Source organism: Steroidobacter flavus (assembly GCF_042651805.1).
Taxonomy (GTDB): Bacteria; Pseudomonadota; Gammaproteobacteria; order Steroidobacterales; family Steroidobacteraceae; genus Steroidobacter; species Steroidobacter flavus.
On record NZ_JBHSDU010000003.1, the window covers coordinates 1,124,624 to 1,145,023 of the forward strand.

General features: G+C 62.1%; 19 protein-coding genes. 11 read left to right on the forward strand and 8 right to left on the reverse strand.

All coding sequences use genetic code 11. The annotated features are described in order from the left end of the window. Window positions 1-17: 17 nt before the first annotated feature. From accB to purD, 8 genes are all read left to right on the forward strand, one after another. Complete coding sequence (gene accB, locus ACFPN2_RS10485; RefSeq protein ID WP_380596554.1) at window positions 18-476, forward strand: acetyl-CoA carboxylase biotin carboxyl carrier protein; 459 nt, start codon at window positions 18-20, stop codon at window positions 474-476. Window positions 477-537: 61 nt separating this feature from the next. Continuing rightward, the gene (accC, locus tag ACFPN2_RS10490) at window positions 538-1,881 is read left to right on the forward strand and encodes an acetyl-CoA carboxylase biotin carboxylase subunit (RefSeq protein WP_380596555.1); all 1,344 of its coding nucleotides are present in this window, start codon (window positions 538-540) and stop codon (window positions 1,879-1,881) included. Between the two features lie 6 nt (window positions 1,882-1,887). Then, complete coding sequence (prmA, locus tag ACFPN2_RS10495; RefSeq protein ID WP_380596556.1) at window positions 1,888-2,814, forward strand: 50S ribosomal protein L11 methyltransferase; 927 nt, start codon at window positions 1,888-1,890, stop codon at window positions 2,812-2,814. A 7-nt stretch (window positions 2,815-2,821) separates the two neighbouring features. Beyond that, window positions 2,822-4,009, forward strand: coding sequence for a DUF3426 domain-containing protein (locus tag ACFPN2_RS10500; protein ID WP_380596557.1), 1,188 nt, complete (start codon window positions 2,822-2,824; stop codon window positions 4,007-4,009). Then, complete coding sequence (gene dusB, locus ACFPN2_RS10505; RefSeq protein ID WP_380596558.1) at window positions 4,009-5,004, forward strand: tRNA dihydrouridine synthase DusB; 996 nt, start codon at window positions 4,009-4,011, stop codon at window positions 5,002-5,004. Before ACFPN2_RS10500 ends, dusB begins: the two co-directional genes overlap by 1 nt. Before the next feature lie 133 nt (window positions 5,005-5,137). Continuing rightward, window positions 5,138-5,365: a DNA-binding transcriptional regulator Fis gene (gene fis / locus ACFPN2_RS10510; protein ID WP_116808282.1), complete on the forward strand. Its 228-nt coding sequence runs from the start codon at window positions 5,138-5,140 to the stop codon at window positions 5,363-5,365. Window positions 5,366-5,381: 16 nt separating this feature from the next. After that, on the forward strand, window positions 5,382-6,953 hold the full coding sequence (purH, locus tag ACFPN2_RS10515) for a bifunctional phosphoribosylaminoimidazolecarboxamide formyltransferase/IMP cyclohydrolase (RefSeq protein WP_380596559.1): 1,572 nt from the start codon (window positions 5,382-5,384) through the stop codon (window positions 6,951-6,953). Between the two features lie 103 nt (window positions 6,954-7,056). Continuing rightward, a complete protein-coding gene (gene purD / locus ACFPN2_RS10520) occupies window positions 7,057-8,346 on the forward strand; it encodes a phosphoribosylamine--glycine ligase (protein WP_380596560.1) in 1,290 nt (429 codons plus the stop codon). A gap of 242 nt (window positions 8,347-8,588) precedes the next feature. Here the strand turns inward: purD and ACFPN2_RS10525 are convergent, their stop codons facing one another. The 6 genes from ACFPN2_RS10525 to ACFPN2_RS10550 all read right to left on the reverse strand — a co-directional run bounded on the left by ACFPN2_RS10525 (window position 8,589) and on the right by ACFPN2_RS10550 (window position 14,336). Then, on the reverse strand, window positions 8,589-8,972 hold the full coding sequence (locus tag ACFPN2_RS10525; protein WP_380596561.1) for a hypothetical protein: 384 nt from the start codon (window positions 8,970-8,972) through the stop codon (window positions 8,589-8,591). A gap of 3 nt (window positions 8,973-8,975) precedes the next feature. Beyond that, window positions 8,976-11,276 (reverse strand): protein kinase domain-containing protein, encoded by a 2,301-nt coding sequence (locus ACFPN2_RS10530; protein WP_380596562.1) that lies wholly within the window; start codon window positions 11,274-11,276, stop codon window positions 8,976-8,978. Window positions 11,277-11,330: 54 nt separating this feature from the next. Beyond that, window positions 11,331-11,879: a GNAT family N-acetyltransferase gene (locus ACFPN2_RS10535; RefSeq protein ID WP_380596563.1), complete on the reverse strand. Its 549-nt coding sequence runs from the start codon at window positions 11,877-11,879 to the stop codon at window positions 11,331-11,333. A gap of 9 nt (window positions 11,880-11,888) precedes the next feature. After that, the gene (locus ACFPN2_RS10540) at window positions 11,889-13,166 is read right to left on the reverse strand and encodes a dicarboxylate/amino acid:cation symporter (protein ID WP_380596564.1); all 1,278 of its coding nucleotides are present in this window, start codon (window positions 13,164-13,166) and stop codon (window positions 11,889-11,891) included. Between the two features lie 56 nt (window positions 13,167-13,222). After that, window positions 13,223-13,720 (reverse strand): hypothetical protein, encoded by a 498-nt coding sequence (locus tag ACFPN2_RS10545; protein ID WP_380596565.1) that lies wholly within the window; start codon window positions 13,718-13,720, stop codon window positions 13,223-13,225. A gap of 109 nt (window positions 13,721-13,829) precedes the next feature. After that, window positions 13,830-14,336, reverse strand: a complete 507-nt coding sequence (locus tag ACFPN2_RS10550; protein WP_380596566.1) for a DUF2721 domain-containing protein — start codon at window positions 14,334-14,336, stop codon at window positions 13,830-13,832. 131 nt (window positions 14,337-14,467) lie between these two features. Between ACFPN2_RS10550 and ACFPN2_RS10555 the strand changes: the two genes are divergently transcribed. Further along, a complete protein-coding gene (locus ACFPN2_RS10555) occupies window positions 14,468-15,178 on the forward strand; it encodes a DUF4097 family beta strand repeat-containing protein (protein WP_380596567.1) in 711 nt (236 codons plus the stop codon). Here the strand turns inward: ACFPN2_RS10555 and ACFPN2_RS10560 are convergent. Continuing rightward, a complete protein-coding gene (locus ACFPN2_RS10560; protein ID WP_380596568.1) occupies window positions 15,168-16,262 on the reverse strand; it encodes an MBL fold metallo-hydrolase in 1,095 nt (364 codons plus the stop codon). The two genes, ACFPN2_RS10555 and ACFPN2_RS10560, sit on opposite strands and share 11 nt — an antisense overlap. Before the next feature lie 44 nt (window positions 16,263-16,306). On the opposite strand from ACFPN2_RS10560, the gene ACFPN2_RS10565 reads away from it, so the two are divergent. Beyond that, window positions 16,307-17,611, forward strand: coding sequence for a M20/M25/M40 family metallo-hydrolase (locus ACFPN2_RS10565; protein ID WP_380596569.1), 1,305 nt, complete (start codon window positions 16,307-16,309; stop codon window positions 17,609-17,611). Window positions 17,612-17,745: 134 nt separating this feature from the next. Beyond that, window positions 17,746-19,035: a PDDEXK nuclease domain-containing protein gene (locus ACFPN2_RS10570; RefSeq protein WP_380596570.1), complete on the forward strand. Its 1,290-nt coding sequence runs from the start codon at window positions 17,746-17,748 to the stop codon at window positions 19,033-19,035. On the opposite strand, the gene ACFPN2_RS10575 is transcribed toward ACFPN2_RS10570, so the two are convergent. Continuing rightward, entirely contained in the window at window positions 19,032-20,234 is a 1,203-nt protein-coding gene (locus tag ACFPN2_RS10575) for a DUF1501 domain-containing protein (protein WP_380596571.1), read from the reverse strand. The two genes, ACFPN2_RS10570 and ACFPN2_RS10575, sit on opposite strands and share 4 nt — an antisense overlap. Between the last annotated feature and the right edge of the window lie 166 nt (window positions 20,235-20,400).

Here is a 20,400-nt window from a genome sequence, read left to right on the forward strand (position 1 = left end):
AGAACAAGAGGATCCGTATGGATATTCGTAAGGTCAAAAAACTCATCGAGCTGCTCGAGGAATCCGGCATCGCCGAGATCGAGATCAGCGAGGGCGAGGAGTCGGTGCGGATCAGCCGCTATCCGCAAGGTGGAGCGCCTGCTCCGGTCGTGCACTACGCGGCTCCGCCGGTGGCCGCGCCCGTTGCCGCTGCTCCCGCCGTTGCCGCGGCCCCAGTAGCTGCGGCCGCGCCGAGCAAGGCCGATCACACTGTCACGGCGCCGATGGTCGGCACGTACTACTCCGCCGCCTCGCCGGGCGCGAAGTCATTTGTCGACATCGGCAGCGAAGTGAACGTCGGCGACACTCTCTGCATCATCGAAGCCATGAAGATGATGAATCAGATCGAGTCCGACAAGGCCGGCCGCGTCACGGCCGTGCTGGTGAAGAACGGCGACCCGGTCGAGTTCGGCCAGCCTCTCTTCATCATTGAGTAACGAATAACTTCCCATCGCGTGTTGGCGCGGCTCGCGCCGACACCCGCGGTAAAAACCAAACATGCTGGAAAAAGTAGTCATCGCCAATCGCGGCGAGATCGCGCTAAGGATTCTGCGCGCTTGCCGTGAATTAGGCATCAAGACCGTCGCCGTGCATTCCACGGCGGACTTCAATCAAAAGCACGTGCTGCTCGCGGATGAATCGGTGTGCATCGGCCCGCCGTCTTCCAAAGAGAGCTATCTGAACATGCCGGCGATCATCAGCGCCGCGGAAGTGACCGACTCGGTCGCGATCCATCCCGGCTACGGCTTCCTGTCCGAGAACGCGGACTTCGCCGAGCGCGTCGAAAAGAGCGGTTTCATTTTCATCGGCCCCAAGCCAGAAGTGATTCGCATGATGGGCGACAAAGTGTCGGCCATTCGCGTGATGAAAGCGGCCGGCGTGCCTTGCGTGCCCGGCTCGGGCGGCCCGCTCGGCGCCGATGCCGATGAAAACTTCCGAATCGCTCGCGAGCTCGGTTATCCGGTCATCATCAAAGCGTCCGGCGGTGGCGGCGGTCGCGGCATGCGCGTCGTCCACAGCGATGCCACGTTGATCAACGCGATCAATGTGACGCAGGCCGAAGCGTTGGCCGCGTTCGGCAACGCCGAGGTCTACATGGAGAAGTTCCTCGAGAAGCCGCGTCACATCGAGATTCAGGTGCTGGCCGACAATTACGGCAACGTGATTCATCTCGGCGAGCGCGACTGCTCGCTGCAACGTCGCCATCAGAAAGTCATCGAAGAAGCGCCCGCGCCCGGTATCACGCCAAAACAGCGCAAGGCCATTGGCGACCGCTGCGTCGCTGCTTGCCGCGAAGTCGGCTATCGCGGCGCCGGCACGCTGGAGTTCCTGTATCAGGACGGCGAGTTCTATTTCATCGAAATGAACACGCGCGTGCAGGTGGAGCATCCGGTCACCGAACAGATCACGGGCATCGACATCGTGAAGGCGCAATTGCGTATCGCCTCCGGCGAGCGTTTGCAGTGGACGCAGAATGACATCGTCATTCGCGGCCACGCCATCGAGTGCCGTATCAACGCCGAAGATCCGAAGGGCTTCATTCCCTCGCCGGGACCGGTGAAGCTGTTCCATGCGCCGGGCGGCCCGGGCATTCGCGTCGACAGCCATTTGTACAGTGGCTATACGGTGCCGCCCTACTATGATTCGATGATCGGCAAAGTCATCGCGTATGGCGAGGATCGCGACACTGCGATCGCCCGCATGAAGAACGCGCTGTCGGAGATGGTGATCGAAGGCATCAAGACCAACATCCCGCTGCACCAGGAAATCTTCAATCACGCGGCGTTCAAGGCCGGCGGTTTGGATATTCATTACCTGGAACGTCGTCTCGGTATCAAATAATCGGCCATGCCATTCCTGCAGCTCATCCTTCCGATCGGCGCAGCCGACCCTGCGCCGTACGAGGATGCGCTGCTGGCGGCCGGCGCTTCCTCCATCACCCTCGAAGACGAGGGTGACGATCCCGTGCTCGAACCGCTCCCCGGAACGACGCCGCTGTGGCCGCGCGTCCGGGTGAAAGCGCTGTTCGACGGCGACGCGGATCGCGACGAAATCCTGCAGATCCTGAAGAGCGAGCTGAGCGGCGCCGAGCCGTTGAGCCGGGTCGCGTTCGAATCGATTGCAGACCGCGCCTGGGAACGCGAGTGGCTGAAAGATTTCAAGCCCATGCGTTTCGGTCAGCGCCTGTGGATCTGTCCGGGCGGTCAGCAACCCGATGCGGAACAACTCCGCGCCGTCTCAAACCCGGTCCTCATTGAACTGGATCCGGGTCTGGCGTTCGGCACCGGTACGCATCCGACGACCGCGCTGTGCCTCGAATGGCTGGATGCGGCCCAAGTCGCCGGCACGCGCGTGATCGATTTCGGCTGCGGCTCGGGCATTCTCGCCATCGCCGCGGCCAAGCTCGGGGCGGCCGAAATACTCGCGATCGACATCGATCCGCAGGCGCTGCTGGCGACTCACGACAATGCTGAACGCAACGGCGTCGCGCAGCTCATCACGGCGCGCCTGGTCGAGAGCGAGGCGCACGACGCGCCGGCCGACATTCTGCTGGCCAATATCCTGGCCGGGCCATTGGAGAGCCTGGCGCCAGCGTTCGCCGCTCGCGTCCGCACCGGCGGCCGGCTGGTGATGTCAGGAATTCTGCGGAATCAGGCGGAAGCGGTGGCAAGGACGTATGCGCCGTGGTTTGATATCGACCCCGTCGTCGTCCGGGACGACTGGGTGCGCCTCGACGGCGTGCGCCGCCCGACTCCACTCCAGACTTCGCGATGATCCGAGCATGCTGACTCAGTGTCCCAGCTGCCAGACCACATTTCGCGTCACGAGCGAGATCCTTCGTGTCGCGCACGGTCAAGTGCGCTGTGGCCGCTGTCAGACGCAGTTCGACGCGCTCGAGCGGCTGATCGAAGAAACCGACGACGGCGAGATCGAAAGCGGCCAGTTCATGCGCCCGCCGCGCGCGATTCCACAACCGCCGCCGCCGCCCGGTCAGATCGAGGTCGAGGAGCCGGTCGAGCACGAGGACATCACGCTCGAAGGTCGTCACATCGAGATCAGCGGCGTGTATGAGGCCATCGACGAGACCGGCCAGGGTCAGCCGCAGATTCGCGAAGAAGTGGTCGAAGAGTGGGTCGAGATCGATCAGGACGACGCCACGGTCGACACCGAGCCTGAAGTCATCGACATGCGCGAGGAATATTCCAGCGTCGCCGATGAAGATGAAGACATGCGGGCCGCGGCCGCCGAGATGGAAGCCGAGCGCGCCGCTTTGGACTCAGGCCAATGGGCCTCGCGGGCGCAAGCTCAGCCACAACCCCAAGCGAATTTCACTAACACTCGCGTGCGCCTGCCGGCCGGCACGCGAACACGTCGTAATCCGCGCGCGGTCAGTGTCGACGACTCGCCGGCAATCGACTTCGATTTTCCGAGTCAGCAACGCACCGAGACGGCAGTGTCGCCGTTCTGGAAGTTCCTGGCCGTGCCGCTGGTTCTGCTGTTGCTCGTGCAAGTCGTACATCACTACCGCGCCACTTTGGCGCGCCATCCGCAAATCGGCGCGCCCCTGCAGAGCATTTACGCCGCACTCGGCCTGACGTTGCGTCCCGATTGGAACTTGCACGCCTATGAAGTGCGTCAATGGGGCGTGGTCGCCGATCCTTCGGCGCCGGGAACCCTGAAGGTGCGCGCCAGCGTGAAAAATCTTGCCGACTTTGCTCAGCCCTATCCGTTGCTGAAGCTGGTGCTCGAAGATCGCTGGGGCGATCAGGTGCGCGCCCGCGAGTTCGACCCTTCCGAATATCTGGATCCCAATACCGCGCCGGACCGCATGCTCGCGCCCGCTCAACAAAGCAACGCCAGCATCGCCATCGTCGATCCGGGCCCGGACGCGGAAGGCTTCCGCTTCGATGTCTGCTTGCGGGGCGCGCGTGGCCCGGTCTGCGCCGCGGACGTGCCGGGCAAGCAGTGATGCGCATCGGTCGTTACGAACTGGTCAACAACCTCGCACTCGCGCCCATGGCGGGCGTGACCGATCTGCCGTTCCGGTTGTTGTGTCGGCGCATGGGAGCGGGCATTGCCGCTGGAGAAATGCTGACTTGCGATGTGCGTTTATGGCACACCGAGAAGTCGCGTCGGCGCATGGACCACAGTGGCGAGCCCGAGCCGCGCGTCGTGCAGATCGCCGGCGGCGATCCGGAGATGATGGCCGAGGCCGCGCAACGTAACGTCGACGCCGGCGCGCAGATCATCGATATCAATATGGGTTGTCCGGCCAAGAAAGTTTGCAATAAGGCGGCCGGCTCGGCATTGATGCGCGACGAGCCGCTCGTGCAAGCGATTCTCGAAGCGGTTGTCAAGGCAGTGAATGTGCCTGTGACATTAAAAATGCGCACCGGCTGGGACCCCGAGCACCGTAACAGCCTCACGATTGCGCGCATGGCTGAATCGATCGGCGTGCAAGCACTGGCCATTCACGGGCGCACGCGCGCCTGTATGTATCAGGGCAACGCTGAGTACGAAACCATCCGCGCCATCAAGCAGAACGTGTCCATTCCGATTTTCGCCAATGGTGACATCGACTCAGGTGCGAAAGCGAAGCACGTACTTGAACAGACAGGCGTAGATGGCTTGATGATCGGGCGCAGCGCACAAGGTCAGCCATGGATCTTCCGTGAAATTCTCGCCGCGCTGAACGGAGAATTTTTCATCCCGCCTTCCATCGCGGACGTCCGTGATATCATGCTCGCTCACTTGCGCGATCTGCATGCTTTCTACGGGGAGGAGGCGGGAGTCCGGGTCGCGCGTAAGCACATCGATTGGTATGCGAAGAGTCGCGCATCTGCGCCGGCTTTACGACAAGCCGTGATGCAGGCGACGGACGCGACGACACAAATCGATCGCGTACAGGCGTATTTCAATGCGCTCGAAGAAGCGCCGGAAGAGAGTCTGTCAAGCGCGGCTTGAGTTTGGTCGCGCGCCAAGCGAGGCACGCGTGGAAGAATTTTTGATTGCAGAGAATTTTGGCGGAGAGGCCATGGCCCCCAGAAAAAAAACCAGAGCTCGCCGAGAGCCGCTGGCACGACCCGTAACCCGGGCGATGCCGTTGAGGACGATGACGGCGGAGGCGCTCGATTCCTATTTCGCGACGTTGAACGGTCACAAGCCCGGTCAGTTATACGACCTGGTGCTGCGTGAAGTGGAAGAGCCGCTGTTCAAGGCCGTGCTCGACTACGCGGAAGGTAACCAGAGCCGCGCGGCCGATATTCTCGGCATCAATCGCGGCACGTTGCGTAAGAAGTTGAAGACCTACGGTCTGGCTAATTGAGAGAGATCGACAGCCCATGTCCATAGCTGTGCGTCGCGCGCTGCTGAGTGTTTCCAATAAAGACGGCCTGGTTGAATTCGCGCAGGCTTTGCAACGTCGCGGCGTAGCCATTCTCTCGACCGGCGGCACCGCCAGCCTGCTCGAGAAGCATGGCGTAGCGGTGACGCAAGTTTCCGCGCACACCGGCTTTCCTGAAATCATGGATGGCCGCGTCAAGACACTGCATCCGAAAATTCATGGCGGCCTGCTCGGTCGACGTGACATCGACGACGGCGTGATGAAAACGCACGGCATCGAGCCCATCGATCTGGTCGTGGTGAATTTGTATCCGTTCGCGGCCACCATCGCGAAACCGGACTGCACTTACGAAGATGCCATCGAGAACATCGACATCGGCGGCCCCGCGATGGTGCGCGCCGCTGCCAAGAATCACGATCGCGTCACTGTCATCGTCGATCCGTTGGATTACTCCGCGGTTCTCGATGAACTGAACACTTCGGACGGCGGTGTTTCCGAACAAACCCGCAAGCGTCTCGCCGCGAAGGCGTACGCGCACACCGCGAGCTACGACGCCGCGGTCGCCAGTTATCTGACTCGCGTCACTCAGCCTGAACAAGGCACGAAGACGGAATATCCCGAATCTTTGTCGCTGCAGTTCGGCAAGCGCATGGATCTGCGCTACGGCGAGAACCCGCATCAATCGGCGGCGTTCTACGCCGTTCCTGACGCGCCCGGCGCCAGCATCGGCACCGCTAAGCAATTGCAGGGCAAGCAGCTCTCGTACAACAACATCGCCGATGGCGACACGGCGCTGGAATGCGTGCGTCAGTTCGACGAGCCTGCATGCGTGATCGTGAAGCATGCGAATCCGTGCGGCGTCGCTGTCGCTGGCGACACGCTCGCTGCGTACGATCGTGCGTTTCGCACCGACCCCACGTCAGCGTTCGGCGGCATCATTGCTTTCAATCGTCCGCTCAACGCGACCACCGCGCGTGCCATCGTCGAGCGTCAGTTCGTCGAGCTGATCATCGCGCCTGAAGTCGATGCTGAAGCGCTCGAGATCTGCGCACGTAAAGAGAATGTGCGCGTACTCACGACGGGCGGCCTCGCGGCCACTGGCATTCGTCACGAATATCGCAGTGTGAATGGCGGTCTGCTGGTGCAGACGCGCGACGAAGGCCGCGTCGGCCGCAGCGATCTGCGCGTCGTCACCAAGCTGGTGCCGACGGACGAGCAATTCGCCGACCTGCTGTTTGCGTGGCAGGTGTGTAAGTACGTCAAATCCAACGCCATCATTTATGTGAAGGACCGCATGACCCTCGGCGTCGGCGCCGGCCAGATGAGCCGTGTCGTGTCGAGCCGCATCGCTGCGATGAAGGCGAAGGACGAAGGTCTGGAAGTTGCCGGCGCGGTGATGGCGTCTGATGCGTTCTTCCCGTTCCGCGACGGTCTGGATGTCGCCGCTGAGCTCGGCATCAAAGCCGTGATTCAGCCGGGCGGCTCGATGCGCGACAATGAAGTCATCGCCGCCGCGAACGAACATGGTATGGCCATGGTGTTGACTGGCATGCGGCACTTCCGTCACTGAGACGCGCTCATCGCCGCTCTTCATCAGGCGGCGCGAGCAGAGACATTGGCCCGGCACCTCCGCGGCACGCCGGGCCGCGAACATTCTCGCGGCTGAGTAAGTTATGCGCGTATTAATCCTGGGTTCCGGTGGTCGCGAGCATGCCTTCGCGTGGAAGGTTGCGAATACGCCGCGCGTGAAAGCGGTCTTCGTTGCTCCGGGCAACGCCGGCACGGCGCTCGAACCGGGCGTGACTAATGTCGACATCGCGGCTGACGATGTTCCCAAGCTCATCGAATTCGCCAAGCGCGAAAAGATCGATCTCACCATCGTCGGTCCTGAAGCGCCGCTCGTCATTGGCGTGACGGATGCGTTCGAAGCGGCCGGCCTGCGCTGCTTCGGTCCTCGCAAACTCGCCGCGAGACTCGAAGGCTCGAAAGCGTTCACGAAAGAATTCCTTCGTCGTCACAAGATTCCGACCGCTGCGTATGCCACATTCACAAAGGCGAATTTCGACGCCGCGTGGGTGCGCGCTCAGCGTGCACCGCTCGTTGTGAAAGCTGACGGTCTCGCCGCGGGCAAGGGTGTGATCATCTGCGCCACGCAGGAAGAAGCGATCGCGAGCACACAGGCGATGTTCGACGGGCAGTTCGGCGCCGCCGGCAACACTGTCGTCATCGAAGAGTTTCTAGAAGGCGAAGAAGCCAGCTTCATCGCCATCGTCAGCGGCAAACACATTCTGCCACTCGCCACGTCGCAAGATCACAAGCGACGCGACGATGGCGATCAAGGCCCGAACACGGGCGGCATGGGCGCGTACTCCCCTGCTCCGGTCGTCACCGATGAGATGCACGCTCGCATCATGCGAGAAGTGATGCAGCCGACGGCGGACGGTTTGATCAGCGATGGCACGCCATACATCGGCTTTCTCTACGCCGGCATCATGATCGCACCAGACGGCACGCCGAACGTGCTCGAGTTCAACTGTCGCTTCGGCGATCCGGAGACCCAGCCGATCATGTCGCGACTCACGTCCGATCTCACAGCGCTCTGTGAAGCGGCACTGGACGGCAAGCTCGATCAAGTCAAAGCGGACTGGGATCCCCGCGCGGCCCTCGGCGTTGTCCTCGCGGCCGGCGGTTATCCAGATTCCGTTCGCAAGGGCGATGAGATTCACGGCCTCAAAGAAGCGGCCGCATTGCCTGGCAAAGTGTTTCATGCCGGCACGTCGCTGAGCGACGGCAAGGTTGTAACGAATGGCGGTCGCGTGTTGTGCGCCGTCGGCCTCGGCAACACCGTCCTCGAGGCCCAGAAAGCTGCCTATGCTTTGTGCGAGAAGATCAGCTGGACCGGCGTGCAATACCGCCGCGACATCGGCTATCGCGCCGTGCAAAGAGAAACTGCTAAAAAATAAAAGCTCAGCGCCTGAACGAGCAGCAGATTTTTTTGGATGCCTGCTCGCCAGCCCGGATAGGAAGGAGCCAAGCTTTCAGCGAGCAGCAAGTTTCTTTAATTGCATGCTCGCTGGTCCGGAACGGTAGCGCCTTGCTGTCAGCGACCTGCAATCATTCTTACTAGTGTCGCAGCTGGCAGGAGTTTGGACACGCAGCTCTCAGCAAGGCGCAGCCTTGGAAAAATCAATGTTGCTGCGTGAGGCTACTCGGCTGAGTCATGCGGCGGCGTAATCTCAATGACGCTGCTCTCATCCGGCTGTGTATCCGGCACAGCCTCCAGGATCACCTGGATCTGTTGAGTCGACGACACCGGAAACTCTCGCATCAATCTCTCAGCAAACGTTTCCGTTTGACCCAGCTGCTCGAGCTCCGCGCGGGGAATGGTCAGCCAGATCCCGGTGGGATCGCTTTCCAACTGCCACCCGCCGCGGTCCGCACTCATGATCGACGGCCGCAGGCTGACGCGAAACGAACGATGGCGCGGTAAAGAAACGATCAGATCGACGGAACGCCCCGACGACAACGTCTCCAGCTCAGCGCGGCTGATCTGACAATACAGCGCCTGCCCGGAGAAACGTACGTCCACGGATCAATCGTCGTCGACGATAATGACGGCGGCGCTGCTGCGCTCGCCGAGGGAGACGCCTTCCTCGTTGACCTGCAGCTCGACCAGGAACAACTCGGTGGTTTCCTTGATGGAGTCCTGCACCAGCGGGACCGTGATGCTCGCCTCACGTGCACCGGCAGGAATGATCTCGACGCCCGGGCCGATGCCCGCGAAGTCGGCGCCCATTTCCGCGGAGTTACTGCGCAGAGTCCAATGCACAGTGACGGGTCGACGCGTCGAACCCGTGCGACGAATGATCAATCGCACCGAGCCGTCACCTTCCGAGGTGACATAGCTGTCTTTATCAAACTCAACGATGACCGGACGCGTCGCGCCAGCCGACGCCGCAGCCGGAGCGCTCGACCCCGCCGCACTCGGTGCGGCCTGCGTACGCGATGTTTGCTGTTTCGGCTGATCTTTCTCGACGGGCTGATCTTCAGCCTGCGCCTGTTTCGTCGGCGCTCGCGGCGACTCAGGCAGCGGCACAGGAACCGACGGCACAGTCTGCCGCTGCACCGAAGGCAGAGGCTCCACCTTCGGAGGTGTCACATCCGCAAGCGGCTTCGATCCAACGGAGTCGCCCACTTTGACATCGTCGTTGGCGCGGCCGGCCTGCTCACTTTGCAGCTCGCGATCCGCGGTGGGCGGCATCACTGGAATCATGTTGGCCAGATTCTGCGGCAGCAACCCGTACTGCCACACCGCATACACACCGCCCGCGAAAATAAACGCCAGCGTGAGAGCAACCGCCCCTCGACGCCAACGTGCGAGCGATGATTCCGGCACGGCCAGTTCGGACGGCGAGCCGAGACGACTCGGCGCTTCCCCACAACCCAGGCCCGCGAGCAATTCAACGATATCGATACGACGCTCGCCGCGAGTCCACAGCAACGCACGTTGCAACGTCTGCTGCTGTTTACCCGCCAGGCCCGGAATGCGTTGAGGCGCACGACCATGCGCGCGTGCCAGCGGCGCGGATCGGCCACCGAAAGGATGGCGTCCGGAGAGCAATTCGTAAGCGATGCAAGCGAGGCTGTAGACGTCATCGCTGGGATGCGGATCGCTGCCGTTCACTCGCTCGACGCTCGCGTAGGCGGGCGCGGCGGCCGGGCCGTCGTTCAAACCAGACGCCGTGTGCAACTCGAGCGGACGATCGCGCGCGAAGCCGAAGTCGAGCACGCGCACTTCGCCGGTCGTCGTGATCATGATGTTTCGCGGCTTCAGGTCCGCATGCACGACCCCGCGACGATGAGCATGCGCCAGTGCCGCGCCGACGCTGCTGATGATGCCCAGCGCGTAATGACGCGCCATGGGCTGACCATCCAGCCGCTTCAGAATGTCCGCGAGCAGCTCGCCTTCGAGCAGCTCCATGACAATGAAATAAACATTGCCGTCGCGATCCAGGTCGAACACGCTGACGACGTTGGGATGCGACAGCGACTGCGCTTCGTGAAACTCGCGCTCCAGCTGAGCCAGCTCGTCGGGCCGGTCCAGATAATTGAGCTTGAGCACCTTCACGGCCACGCAACGCGCCGTAGGATCGAGATGCGCGCGATGCCGGTCGACGGCCTTGTACACGGTGCCCGTGCTGCCGCGACCGAGAATCGACGTCAGTTCGTACCGATCACGCAGCACATCGCTGGTAAGCCCGGGCGGCGGCACCGGCGACGATCGAATCGGACGCTCACGTTCCCGCTCGCGCTCGACGGCAGGACCATGCGTATGCACGCCATGCGTCGGCTCTTCTTTGCGCGGCCTTGCGAGTACCGTGTCGTCGTCCGTATGTTTCAGCGGCGGCGGCGGTCGGGTCAGCGGATCTTCCAGCTCACGCCGGAAGGTCGTGACTTCTTCATCGCCCCGTCGCAGCAGGGACGGATCCACGAACGCCGGCTCGGAATTGATCGAGGCGGGATCGCGCTCGGCCATCAATTTGCGCCAGCGCGACCCGGTGGTATCGATGGTGACGTCGGTGGTGTCCTGATTGTCCCGGCCGGCGTCGGACTTGGTTTCGGTCTGATTAGCAACGCCGAACACCAGCTGCGCGATGTCGGTCTTGAGCGACCGGGCCAGCGCCACATCGATGCGGCCGCGACGCTGGTACTGGTCCAGCAGCGCGAGCGCGTCCCAGGGCGCATCGGGATTACTGCGGCAAACCGACAAGAACTGGGCTTGCATGTCCGCACGGTCGCAGCGGCCGGAGATGTAATCATCCAGCCAGCTGGCGAGCACCGCACGGGCATTCTCGCCCTGCTCTCCAAGGTCCTTGTCGATGGACAGACTCATCACCGTTTACAGTATTGCCCCAATTCGTAGGTCGCTTGTGGCTCAGGCGAGCTGCTAGAGCACCCCGAGTGCTTTTTCCATCCGGTAATCGTCCATAACGAAGCCGCCGCCAATATCCATGACCAGATCCGCGGCAATCCGGAACCCCAGCCTCTGGTAGGCCTGCACTGCCGGATTGCCCTTGTTGACGGTCAGCCACAACAGGGAGAGCTCGCGCCGCCGGGCGAGTCCCTCAATGAACTCCATGCATCTACGCCCGGTTCCCGAGCCGCGGGCGGCATGGTGCAGGTAAAACTTGCTGAGAAACATCACCCTTCCGGGTTGTTCCTGCACCGCGCAGTAGCCGATGTCCGACACTTTGCCGGCGCTATCCTGCCGTTGCACCAGGAAATATTCGTAGCCCTGCTCGATCTGGGCCTGCATCGCCGGGGCATTCTGAAACTTCGCGACCATGTAATCGACCTGCGGCCGGCCGATCAAGGGTACGTAATATTCGTACCAGATCTCATGGGCCAGCGCCGCCACCGCCGCCAGCTGCTCAGGGGTGGTGACCGGGACGAAATTCAGCGGGGCGACGGTCTGGGGGCTGGCAGCGGCACTCATCGGCCCATACTAGCCCAACTCCTCGTGTAACCGGTTCTCATCGAGCGCCCGACACCATTTAGCCACCACGACGGTGGCGACGCCATTGCCGACCAGGTTGGTCAGGGCCCTGGCTTCGGACATGAACCGGTCGATGCCCAAAATCAGGGCCAGCGCGGTGACCGGCAGCGTGCCCAGCGCCGACAGGGTCGCGGCCAGGACGATGAATCCGCTGCCCGTGACCCCGGCCGCCCCCTTGGAGGTCAGCAGCAGCACGCCCAGCAGGGTCAGCTGGTCGAGCAGGGTCATGGGCACATTGGTGGCCTGGGCGATGAATACGGCCGCCATGGTCAGGTAGATGGACGTGCCGTCCAGGTTGAACGAATAGCCGGTGGGGATCACCAGCCCGACCACCTGCTTCTCGACGCCCACCTGCTGCATCTTGCCCATCATTCGCGGCAGCACCGATTCGCTGGAGGACGTGCCCAGCACGATGAACAGCTCTTCCCGGATGTAACGAATGAAACGCACGATGCTGAAGCCGTGCACCTTGGCGATCGCGCCCAGCACCACGAAGATGAAGAACAGGCAGGTCGCATAGAAACACGCCATCAGCTTGCCGAGCGACGCCAGCGAGGCGAGCCCGTATTGCCCGATGGTGAACGCCATCGCGCCGAACGCACCGATCGGGGCGAGCCGCATGATCATGCCGACGATACGAAACATCACCGCCGCGAACCGGTCGATGAAATCGAAGATGGGGCGCGCCCGCTCGCCGACAGCATGCAACGCGAAGCCGAACAGCACCGAGAACAACAACACCTGCAGAATGTCGCCCTTCGCGAACGCATCGACGATGGTGGTGGGAATCACGTTCAGCAGGAAGTCGGTGATGTGCTGCTGCTCGGCCGCCTTGGCATAGGTTTCCACCGATTTCGCATCGAGCTGCGACACATCGACGTTCATGCCTTCGCCCGGCTTCACCACGTTCACGATCACCAGCCCGACGATCAACGCGATACTGCTGACCACCTCGAAATACAGCAGCGCCAGCGCGCCGGTCTTGCCGACCGCCTTCATGTTCTCCATGCCGGCGATGCCGGTCACCACGGTGCAGAAGATGATGGGCGCGATCATCATCTTGATCAGCTTGATGAAGCCGTCGCCGAGCGGCTTGAACTGCGTGGCGGTTTCCGGCAGGTAATGGCCCAGCGTCACGCCGATCGCGATGGCGATCAGCACCTGAACATACAACGAGCGATACCAGCGAGCGGGCGCCGCTGGTGAGGCATGAGCTTCGGAGGCCATTGCGGTCCGCGACTTTCGTTCTGGGGAGAGCGGACCAGTCTACATGAGCGCGACGTTTACGCGGGGGCGACCTGCCGCAGGCTCGGCGGTGTGCCATTCACCCAGATCCGGCCACCGCGCGGATCCAGACGCACCATCAGACCGGGCGAGCGGTTGAACTCTTTGCATTCCACCGGCAGTCGCGCGTCGGCGAAATACGCTTTGGCCAGATCGATCACGGTCGCGGCCGGCCCCTGCATGCCCGGCACTTCCTCGGGCGTGTGCCCGAAGATGCTCACGCGCCAGCTTTGCTTGCGCGCCCCGGCCGAGCGCAGCTCCTTGCAAAACCGATCCATCAGCAAGAGGTCGGAGCTGAGCGTGTTGTCGGTCAGATCGATGGGCCGGTCGTTGGCGACCGCGACGTAGCGCAAATGCAAGAGACCGCCGGCCGGCTGCGTATCGTCATACACGCAAACAGCCAGCGCCCCGCGCAGCTCGCAGGCGAGCAGCGTCGATTCCTTGGACACGCGGAACGCATCGGGCTGAACCACGATTTCTGGCGGCGGCTGGATCATGTGGAAGCGATGATGCCGGGGGCGCGGCGCGCCAAGTTGTGCATTGGATCACGGAATTACGTGAACCGACGAGCCCTGACACTTTTGCGCCAAATTTTGTCCCTGGCTGTCATTCTTTGGCGACGGGCGTTTTGGCCACGTTGCCGCTCTTGTTCACTTCCAGATGCATGGGCCGCACCCCGCCGAAAGTCAGGGAATTGGTGGCCAGAATGACTTCGCGCAGGAAATAAATCAGGCCCATCGCCAGACACGCCAGTGCGATCACGAACGTGATCGCGATCGGCGCATCGAGGTTGATCCCGATCGAGGAGCTGATGAACAGCGCCGCGACCACCAGCGACACCAGAAAGCCGCAGGTCACGGACAAGCCGATGGCCCGATTGATCAACGTCGCGCGCTTCGACAACACGCGCAGCAGCTTGTGGTACTCCTCCGCCTGCTCCGGGCTGGCCGTCAGCAGCCGGTCTTCCATGGTCCGCGCCCGATCGATGATGCGACCGACGCGGGTCGCGAGCGCATTCAACGTGGTCCCCACACCAGCCAGAAGAAACACGGGCGCGACAGCCAGTTGAATGACCTGCGCCAGGTTGGCGATATGCGGAGCGGTGTCGAGCATGCGGACCTCAGTAACTTGTCCGAGAAGATACCAGCCGTTCGCCCGCGGCCGCCAGACAGTTGCAGCCCTCATTGCAACCTTCCGCCCGCCGCTCGCGTCCTAATCCACAACGCGCAACGGAGGACGGATCGATGCAAAACAAATGGGCGGTCTCTTTGGCCATCTGGGTGTCGATGACGCTGCTGTTGGCGAGCCCGATGCTGTGGGCGGACGATCAGGACATTTCCAAGGTCAATGGCGCGATCCGCGTCGAGAGCGGCCGGCACGTGGGCTCAGTCGAAACCGTCAATGGCTCGATCGATCTCGGCGACGCCGTGCACGCCGAGGACATTGAGACGGTCAGCGGCTCGATCGACATCGGCCACGACTCCACGGTCGGCGACATCAACACGGTCAACGGCTCCGTGACCCTGGATCGCAACACCAAGGCGGACTCGGTGGAGACGGTGAACGGCCGGGTGCGGCTGGAAGAACACGTCGAGGTCCGCGGCGATGTCACGAACGTGAACGGCGGCATTGCCCTCGCGAAGGGTGCTCGCATCGGCGGTCAGATCGAGAACGTCAACGGCAAGATCGAGCTGGACGGCGGCATGGTCGGTAACGGCATCAAGACCACCAACAGCGACATCGAGATCGGCGCGGACTCCCGCGTCGACGGCGGCATTCATGTCGAGAAGCCCAACGGCGTCAATTTCTTCTCGACCAGGCGCAAGCCCCGGATCACGATCGGCCCGAACGCGGTGGTCAACGGCACTCTGAAGTTCGATCGCGAAGTGGAGCTGCGCATCAGCGACAGCGCCAAGGTCGGCAAGATCGTCGGCGCGACCCCTATCAGAGAGTAATGTAATAAACGCGTCCGTCGCGCGGCTCGCGACGGACGCGACCGGCATGCACCAGATATTCCAAATGCGCCAGCGCCTCGCCAATCGCCAGAAACAAATGCATTTCCTTGAGCTCGCGGCGAAACATGAATGGCAGCACGTCCATCGCCACCTTGGGCTCGACACACAGCGCCGCCAGCTTGTCGAGCTGCTGCACGTGATGGCCGGTGAGATCGTCGATCCGCTGGCGCAGGCCGCGAAACGGCACGCCATGCGCTGGCAACACCAGCGTGTCCTCTGACAGCGCACGCAGCCGCTGCAACGACGCCAGATACGAGCCCAGCGGATTCGCATCGGTGTTGTGGAACATGAAGCTGATATTCGAGGAAATCGTCGGCAGCACTTGATCGCCGCTGATCAGCAGACCCGCCGCCGGATTCGACAGACACAAGTGCCCTTCGGCATGACCGTTGGTCTCCAGCGCGGTCCACTCCCCCGCGCCCCAATGGATGACTTCTTCATCCGCAATGAACCGCTCGACCTTCGGCATGCCGCTGGTCATTCGCGCGAAGCGATCGGGACGAAACATCGCCCGGATCTGTAGCGCGTCGGTCACGCCATGCGACGAGAAGAACTGCTCGGCCTTATTGAAATGTACCTGGCCCTCGCCGCCCCACATCGCGCGCGACAGCTCATGCGTCCGCCGCGACATGATCACGGGCACGCCCGATCGTTCCTGCAACCAGTTGGCCAGGCCGATGTGATCCGGATGGATGTGAGTAATGAAGACGGCGCGCAACGGCCGCTGTGAGAAATACTCACGCTCGATGACTTCCCACGCGTCCTTGCCGATGGACGCCGCCATGCCGGTGTCGACCACGACACAACCGTCTTCGGTTTCCACCAGCCACACGTTGATGTGATTCAGATCCAGCGGTAACGGGATGCGCCCCCAGCGCACGCCGGGCCCGATGCTCACACTTTGGCCGGACGCTGGCGCGGGCGTGTCCACGTACTGCAGACGACGCGGCGCTGAGGGAAACGCCTCGCCTTCCGCGGTCACGGTTGGCGCGACGGACGTATTGGCAAAGTCGGAGACAGTCATCTTGCGTATCATGCGGCCTCTTGGCCGAAAGAGGAAATTCCACCATGCGACTCCGCCCGCGCGCTGCCCTGCTCGTCGTTCTGGCCTCGCTGCCCCTGTGGGGAGCGCACGCCGCGCCTCGGGACGCGAAGGAAAAGGCGCTGGTCAGTCACGTGACCGCCGGCGAGCAGGCCAACATCGAGCTGCTCGAGCAGCTCGTGAACGTCAACAGCGGCACGATGAATTTCGCCGGCGTGCGGAAGGTCGCCGACATGCTTCGGCCGCGCTTCGAGGCGCTCGGATTCAAGGTGAGCTGGGTCGATGGCACGCCGTGGGGTCGCGCCGGTCATCTGATCGCGACTCGTCCGGGTCGCGGCAAGCATGTGCTGCTGATCGGTCACCTCGATACGGTGTTCGAGCCCAATCACCCGTTTCAGCGCTGGCAACGCGTCGATAAGAACATCGCTCGCGGTCCGGGCGCGGCGGATATGAAGGGCGGCATTATCATCGGGCTCGCGGCGATGGATGCGCTGAAGTCGCAGAAGCTGCTGGATTCGTTGCAGATCACGGTGGTCCTGCATGGCGATGAAGAAGATTCAGGCAAGCCGCTCGATCTGGCCCGCCACGATCTCATCGAAGCCGCCAAGGCGGCGGACATCGCCCTCGGTTTGGAGAATGCCGCCGACAATCCGAAGACCGCCGTGACCGCGCGTCGCAGCTCGACCGGGTGGGTCGTGAAAGTGAAAGCGAAGAGCTCGCACTCGTCGCAGATCTTCTCCAATGAAGTCGGCGCCGGTGCCGCTTATGAGCTTGGCCGCATCCTCAATGGTTTCTATCAGGAAGTGCGTGGCGAGGAATTCGTTACTTTCAATCCCGGGCTGGTTGCGAGCAGCACGCAGGTCGATTTCAACAAACAACCGTTGAGTGCGACGATTTCGGGTAAGAACAATATCGTCGCGCCTGTGGGCATCATCTCTGGCGATCTGCGCACGCTGACTGTGCAGCAGTTGGAAGATACGCGGGCGAAGATGAGAAAGGTCGTGGCGGCGAGCCTGCCGAACACGTCAGCGGAGATCGAGTTCACCGACAACTATCCCCCCATGGCCCCAACCGAAGGCAATCGCAAACTGCTGTCTCTTTATGACGGCGTCAGCAAAGACCTCGGCTTCGGCCCCGTCACCGAAGTGAACCCCCGCAACGCCGGCGCCGCTGACATCTCCTTCGCCGCCGACCACGTCGACATGGCCCTCGACGGCCTCGGCCTCCTCGGCGGCGGTGCCCACACGGCGGATGAGTTCGCTGATTTGCGGACGTATCGGATTCAGACGCAGAGGCTGGCGGTGTTGTTGTATTGGTTGGGGAAGAAGTAAATCCGCCAGGATATTCCGTTACACGATGAACTAACGCGTTCTCTCGCTGGGTGAGCGCGCGAACTTTCAGGGGGCTAGCACTACCAGTCTCGGCGATCCTTGCTGCTGTAAGAAGGTTAATTCGAGCGGCAGGCATGACGACGCAACTAACCGACAGCTACTCTGCGCTTCTAACGGAGCTCAAACAGCGTATTCGCGGTGCACGGCTGCGCACCGTGGTCTCTGTAAACACGGAACTCACCCTTCTCTATTGGAGCATCGGCCGCGACATACGCGCGCGTCAACGCGCGGAGGGATGGGGCGCGAAAGTCATCACGCGCCTCTCCGCGGATCTGCGCCGCGCATTCCCGGACATGAAGGGCATCTCGGCGCGCAATTTAAAATACATGCGCCTTTTTGCGGACGCTTGGTCGGACCGCTCAATTGTGCAACAGGTTGCTGCCCAATTGCCCTGGGGCCATAACATCGTTTTGCTGCAGGACGTCAAATCGCCCAGCGAACGTGAATGGTATGCGCGCCAAGCCTTGGAGAACGGATGGAGCCGCAGCGTGCTCAGCCACCAGATCGAGAGCGATCTATTCGACAGACAGGGCCGCGCGCTCACCAATTTCACGCGTACGTTGCCGGCTGCTCAGTCGGACCTGGCTCAACAGCTCATCAAAGACCCCTACAGTTTCGAATTCCTTTCTCTGGGCGCCGGCATACTGGAGCGCGACCTGCAGCGCGGCTTGCTCAACCATCTGCGATCCATGATTTTGGAGTTGGGCAAGGGGTTTGCGTTCGTCGGCAGCCAGTATCCCATCGAGGTCGGAGACCAGGAGTATTTCATCGACTTGCTTTTCTACCACCTGCGACTGCGTTGTTTTGTCGTCATCGAGCTCAAGGTCGAAGGTTTCAAGCCCGAGTTCGCGGGCAAGATGAATTTCTATCTGTCCGCCGTCGACGACCTCTTGCGCCACCCGGACGATCAACCCTCCATCGGCATCATCCTTTGCAAAGGCCGGAATGAAATCGTCGTGGAGTATGCGCTGCGCGACTCGAGCAAACCGATGGGAGTGGCTCAGTATCGACTCTCGACCGCCTTGCCGGAACAATTGAAAAGCGACCTCCCGACCGTGGAAGATCTGGAGCAAGAATTTCGGTCGATGGAGGCCACCGACCTTCGTCGGGAAGTGGAATGTTCGCTCCGAGACTTCGCCGCCGCGCACGATGTCCCGGCTCAGCACCCGGTCACAATGACCTCGCTCCTTCGCGAGCTGAAGGAACAAGGCAATGCGCCTCCCAGCGCGAATCGCTTCCTTGAGGCCTGGCAATCGATGGAGATGTCGGACGAGCTCGACTCGATGACGGCCGCCGATGTTGTAAGTATCAATCGGCAGATTCTTTCGGAGCTGACCTCTGCGTCCCAGCATGACCCTGCTTAAACGGCGCGCAGGAGGCCTGTGAGCGCCTTGGCGTTTCGACTGCTGGGGAAAACGCGTGTCTCCAGATCGTTTTCGCTCACACCGACATGCTGGCCCAGCACACCCTTGAACACCGATCGCAAATCCAGTGTCGGTTTCAAATCCCGCTGTTGATACAAATCGCCGGTCGCCAACCCGGGCCAGTCGGCGATGACGCGGCCGCCGGAGATGGCGCCGCCGGTGAGGAAGGCGCAGGTGGCGGTTCCGTGGTCGGTGCCGCGGGTGCCATTGACGGCGACGGTGCGGCCGAATTCGGTGACGACGAGCATTGCGGTGTCCTTCCAGGCCCCGCCCAGAGAAGTGCGCAATGTTTCTAAGCCTTGATCGAGGGCGCGCAGTCGGTTGGCGAGTTGGCCTTGTTCGGCGCCTTGGTTGGCGTGCGTATCCCACCCGCTCACTTCGATCACAGCGACGCGCGGGCCATCGGCCGCGGCCAGAAACGTTCCGGCGGCTGATGTCACAGTGTTGAATCCGTTGAGCGGGTCACGCTTGCCGCCGCCCATGTCCGCGCCCATCATGCCTTCGCCGGCGATGCCATCCGCGGCTAAAGCCGACTGCAATCGAGTGGCGAAGTGTTCATCAGTGGAATAGAGATCGGCGATCCGTTGCAGAGTATCGGCGTCAGTATCAGGAAGTCGCGAGGGCGCCCAGGAATTCACGGGGGCATCGCCACGCAAGACCAAGGGAACGCTCTGAGCCAGAGCCACAGCGATTTGATCGGTGTTCCGTCCCTTAGAGGCCGGCATGCCTGACAACGCGCGATTGAGCCAGCCGTCACGAGCACCTTTCAACTCGGCCGTGCCGCTTTCGAGTAGATCCTGACCATCGAAATGCGAGCGCTCTCGATAAGGAGAGGCGACGGCGTGAAAGACGATCAGTTCTTCCTCGCGATAGCGCTGGTACAGATTTGTCATCGATGGATGCAGAGCGAACATTCCATCCAGCTTCTGCGTCGGTGCTGTGATCGCAAGCGCGCCGCGCTTGCTCGCGTAGCTGCCATCGCCGTAAGCAGGCACAGCGGCCAAGCCGTCCAGCGCGCCGCGCAGGATCACGAGAATGAAGCGGGCATCGGTTTTAGTGGCAGCGAACGGAATCTGTGGTAACAACGTCGCCACGCTGCCGAGCACGGAAGAGATAACGAAGGTGCGACGGTTCAGCATGGATACAACCTCAGCCTCGTACGGCTCACGGTGCCGGCGGCCCTCCTACAACCTCGCCTACATAAGGCCACGTATCGGCCCGCACGAGCCTCCAATGCGCGCGAGCATCGCGTATACAAGCCTGCCGCTGCCGGGCATGCGGTTACGATCACTGAAAATGCAGCGG

What these genes read in the sequence shown, in the direction of transcription:
- accB (WP_380596554.1), top strand. Translation starts at nt 18, where the DNA reads ATGGATATTCGTAAGGTCAAAAAACTCATCGAGCTGCTCGAGGAATCC.
- accC (WP_380596555.1), top strand. Translation starts at nt 538, where the DNA reads ATGCTGGAAAAAGTAGTCATCGCCAATCGCGGCGAGATCGCGCTAAGG.
- prmA (WP_380596556.1), top strand. Translation starts at nt 1,888, where the DNA reads ATGCCATTCCTGCAGCTCATCCTTCCGATCGGCGCAGCCGACCCTGCG.
- ACFPN2_RS10500 (WP_380596557.1), top strand. Translation starts at nt 2,822, where the DNA reads ATGCTGACTCAGTGTCCCAGCTGCCAGACCACATTTCGCGTCACGAGC.
- dusB (WP_380596558.1), top strand. Translation starts at nt 4,009, where the DNA reads ATGCGCATCGGTCGTTACGAACTGGTCAACAACCTCGCACTCGCGCCC.
- fis (WP_116808282.1), top strand. Translation starts at nt 5,138, where the DNA reads ATGCCGTTGAGGACGATGACGGCGGAGGCGCTCGATTCCTATTTCGCG.
- purH (WP_380596559.1), top strand. Translation starts at nt 5,382, where the DNA reads ATGTCCATAGCTGTGCGTCGCGCGCTGCTGAGTGTTTCCAATAAAGAC.
- purD (WP_380596560.1), top strand. Translation starts at nt 7,057, where the DNA reads ATGCGCGTATTAATCCTGGGTTCCGGTGGTCGCGAGCATGCCTTCGCG.
- ACFPN2_RS10530 (WP_380596562.1), bottom strand. Translation starts at nt 11,276, where the DNA reads ATGAGTCTGTCCATCGACAAGGACCTTGGAGAGCAGGGCGAGAATGCC.
- ACFPN2_RS10535 (WP_380596563.1), bottom strand. Translation starts at nt 11,879, where the DNA reads ATGAGTGCCGCTGCCAGCCCCCAGACCGTCGCCCCGCTGAATTTCGTC.
- ACFPN2_RS10540 (WP_380596564.1), bottom strand. Translation starts at nt 13,166, where the DNA reads ATGGCCTCCGAAGCTCATGCCTCACCAGCGGCGCCCGCTCGCTGGTAT.
- ACFPN2_RS10545 (WP_380596565.1), bottom strand. Translation starts at nt 13,720, where the DNA reads ATGATCCAGCCGCCGCCAGAAATCGTGGTTCAGCCCGATGCGTTCCGC.
- ACFPN2_RS10550 (WP_380596566.1), bottom strand. Translation starts at nt 14,336, where the DNA reads ATGCTCGACACCGCTCCGCATATCGCCAACCTGGCGCAGGTCATTCAA.
- ACFPN2_RS10555 (WP_380596567.1), top strand. Translation starts at nt 14,468, where the DNA reads ATGCAAAACAAATGGGCGGTCTCTTTGGCCATCTGGGTGTCGATGACG.
- ACFPN2_RS10560 (WP_380596568.1), bottom strand. Translation starts at nt 16,262, where the DNA reads ATGACTGTCTCCGACTTTGCCAATACGTCCGTCGCGCCAACCGTGACC.
- ACFPN2_RS10565 (WP_380596569.1), top strand. Translation starts at nt 16,307, where the DNA reads ATGCGACTCCGCCCGCGCGCTGCCCTGCTCGTCGTTCTGGCCTCGCTG.
- ACFPN2_RS10570 (WP_380596570.1), top strand. Translation starts at nt 17,746, where the DNA reads ATGACGACGCAACTAACCGACAGCTACTCTGCGCTTCTAACGGAGCTC.
- ACFPN2_RS10575 (WP_380596571.1), bottom strand. Translation starts at nt 20,234, where the DNA reads ATGCTGAACCGTCGCACCTTCGTTATCTCTTCCGTGCTCGGCAGCGTG.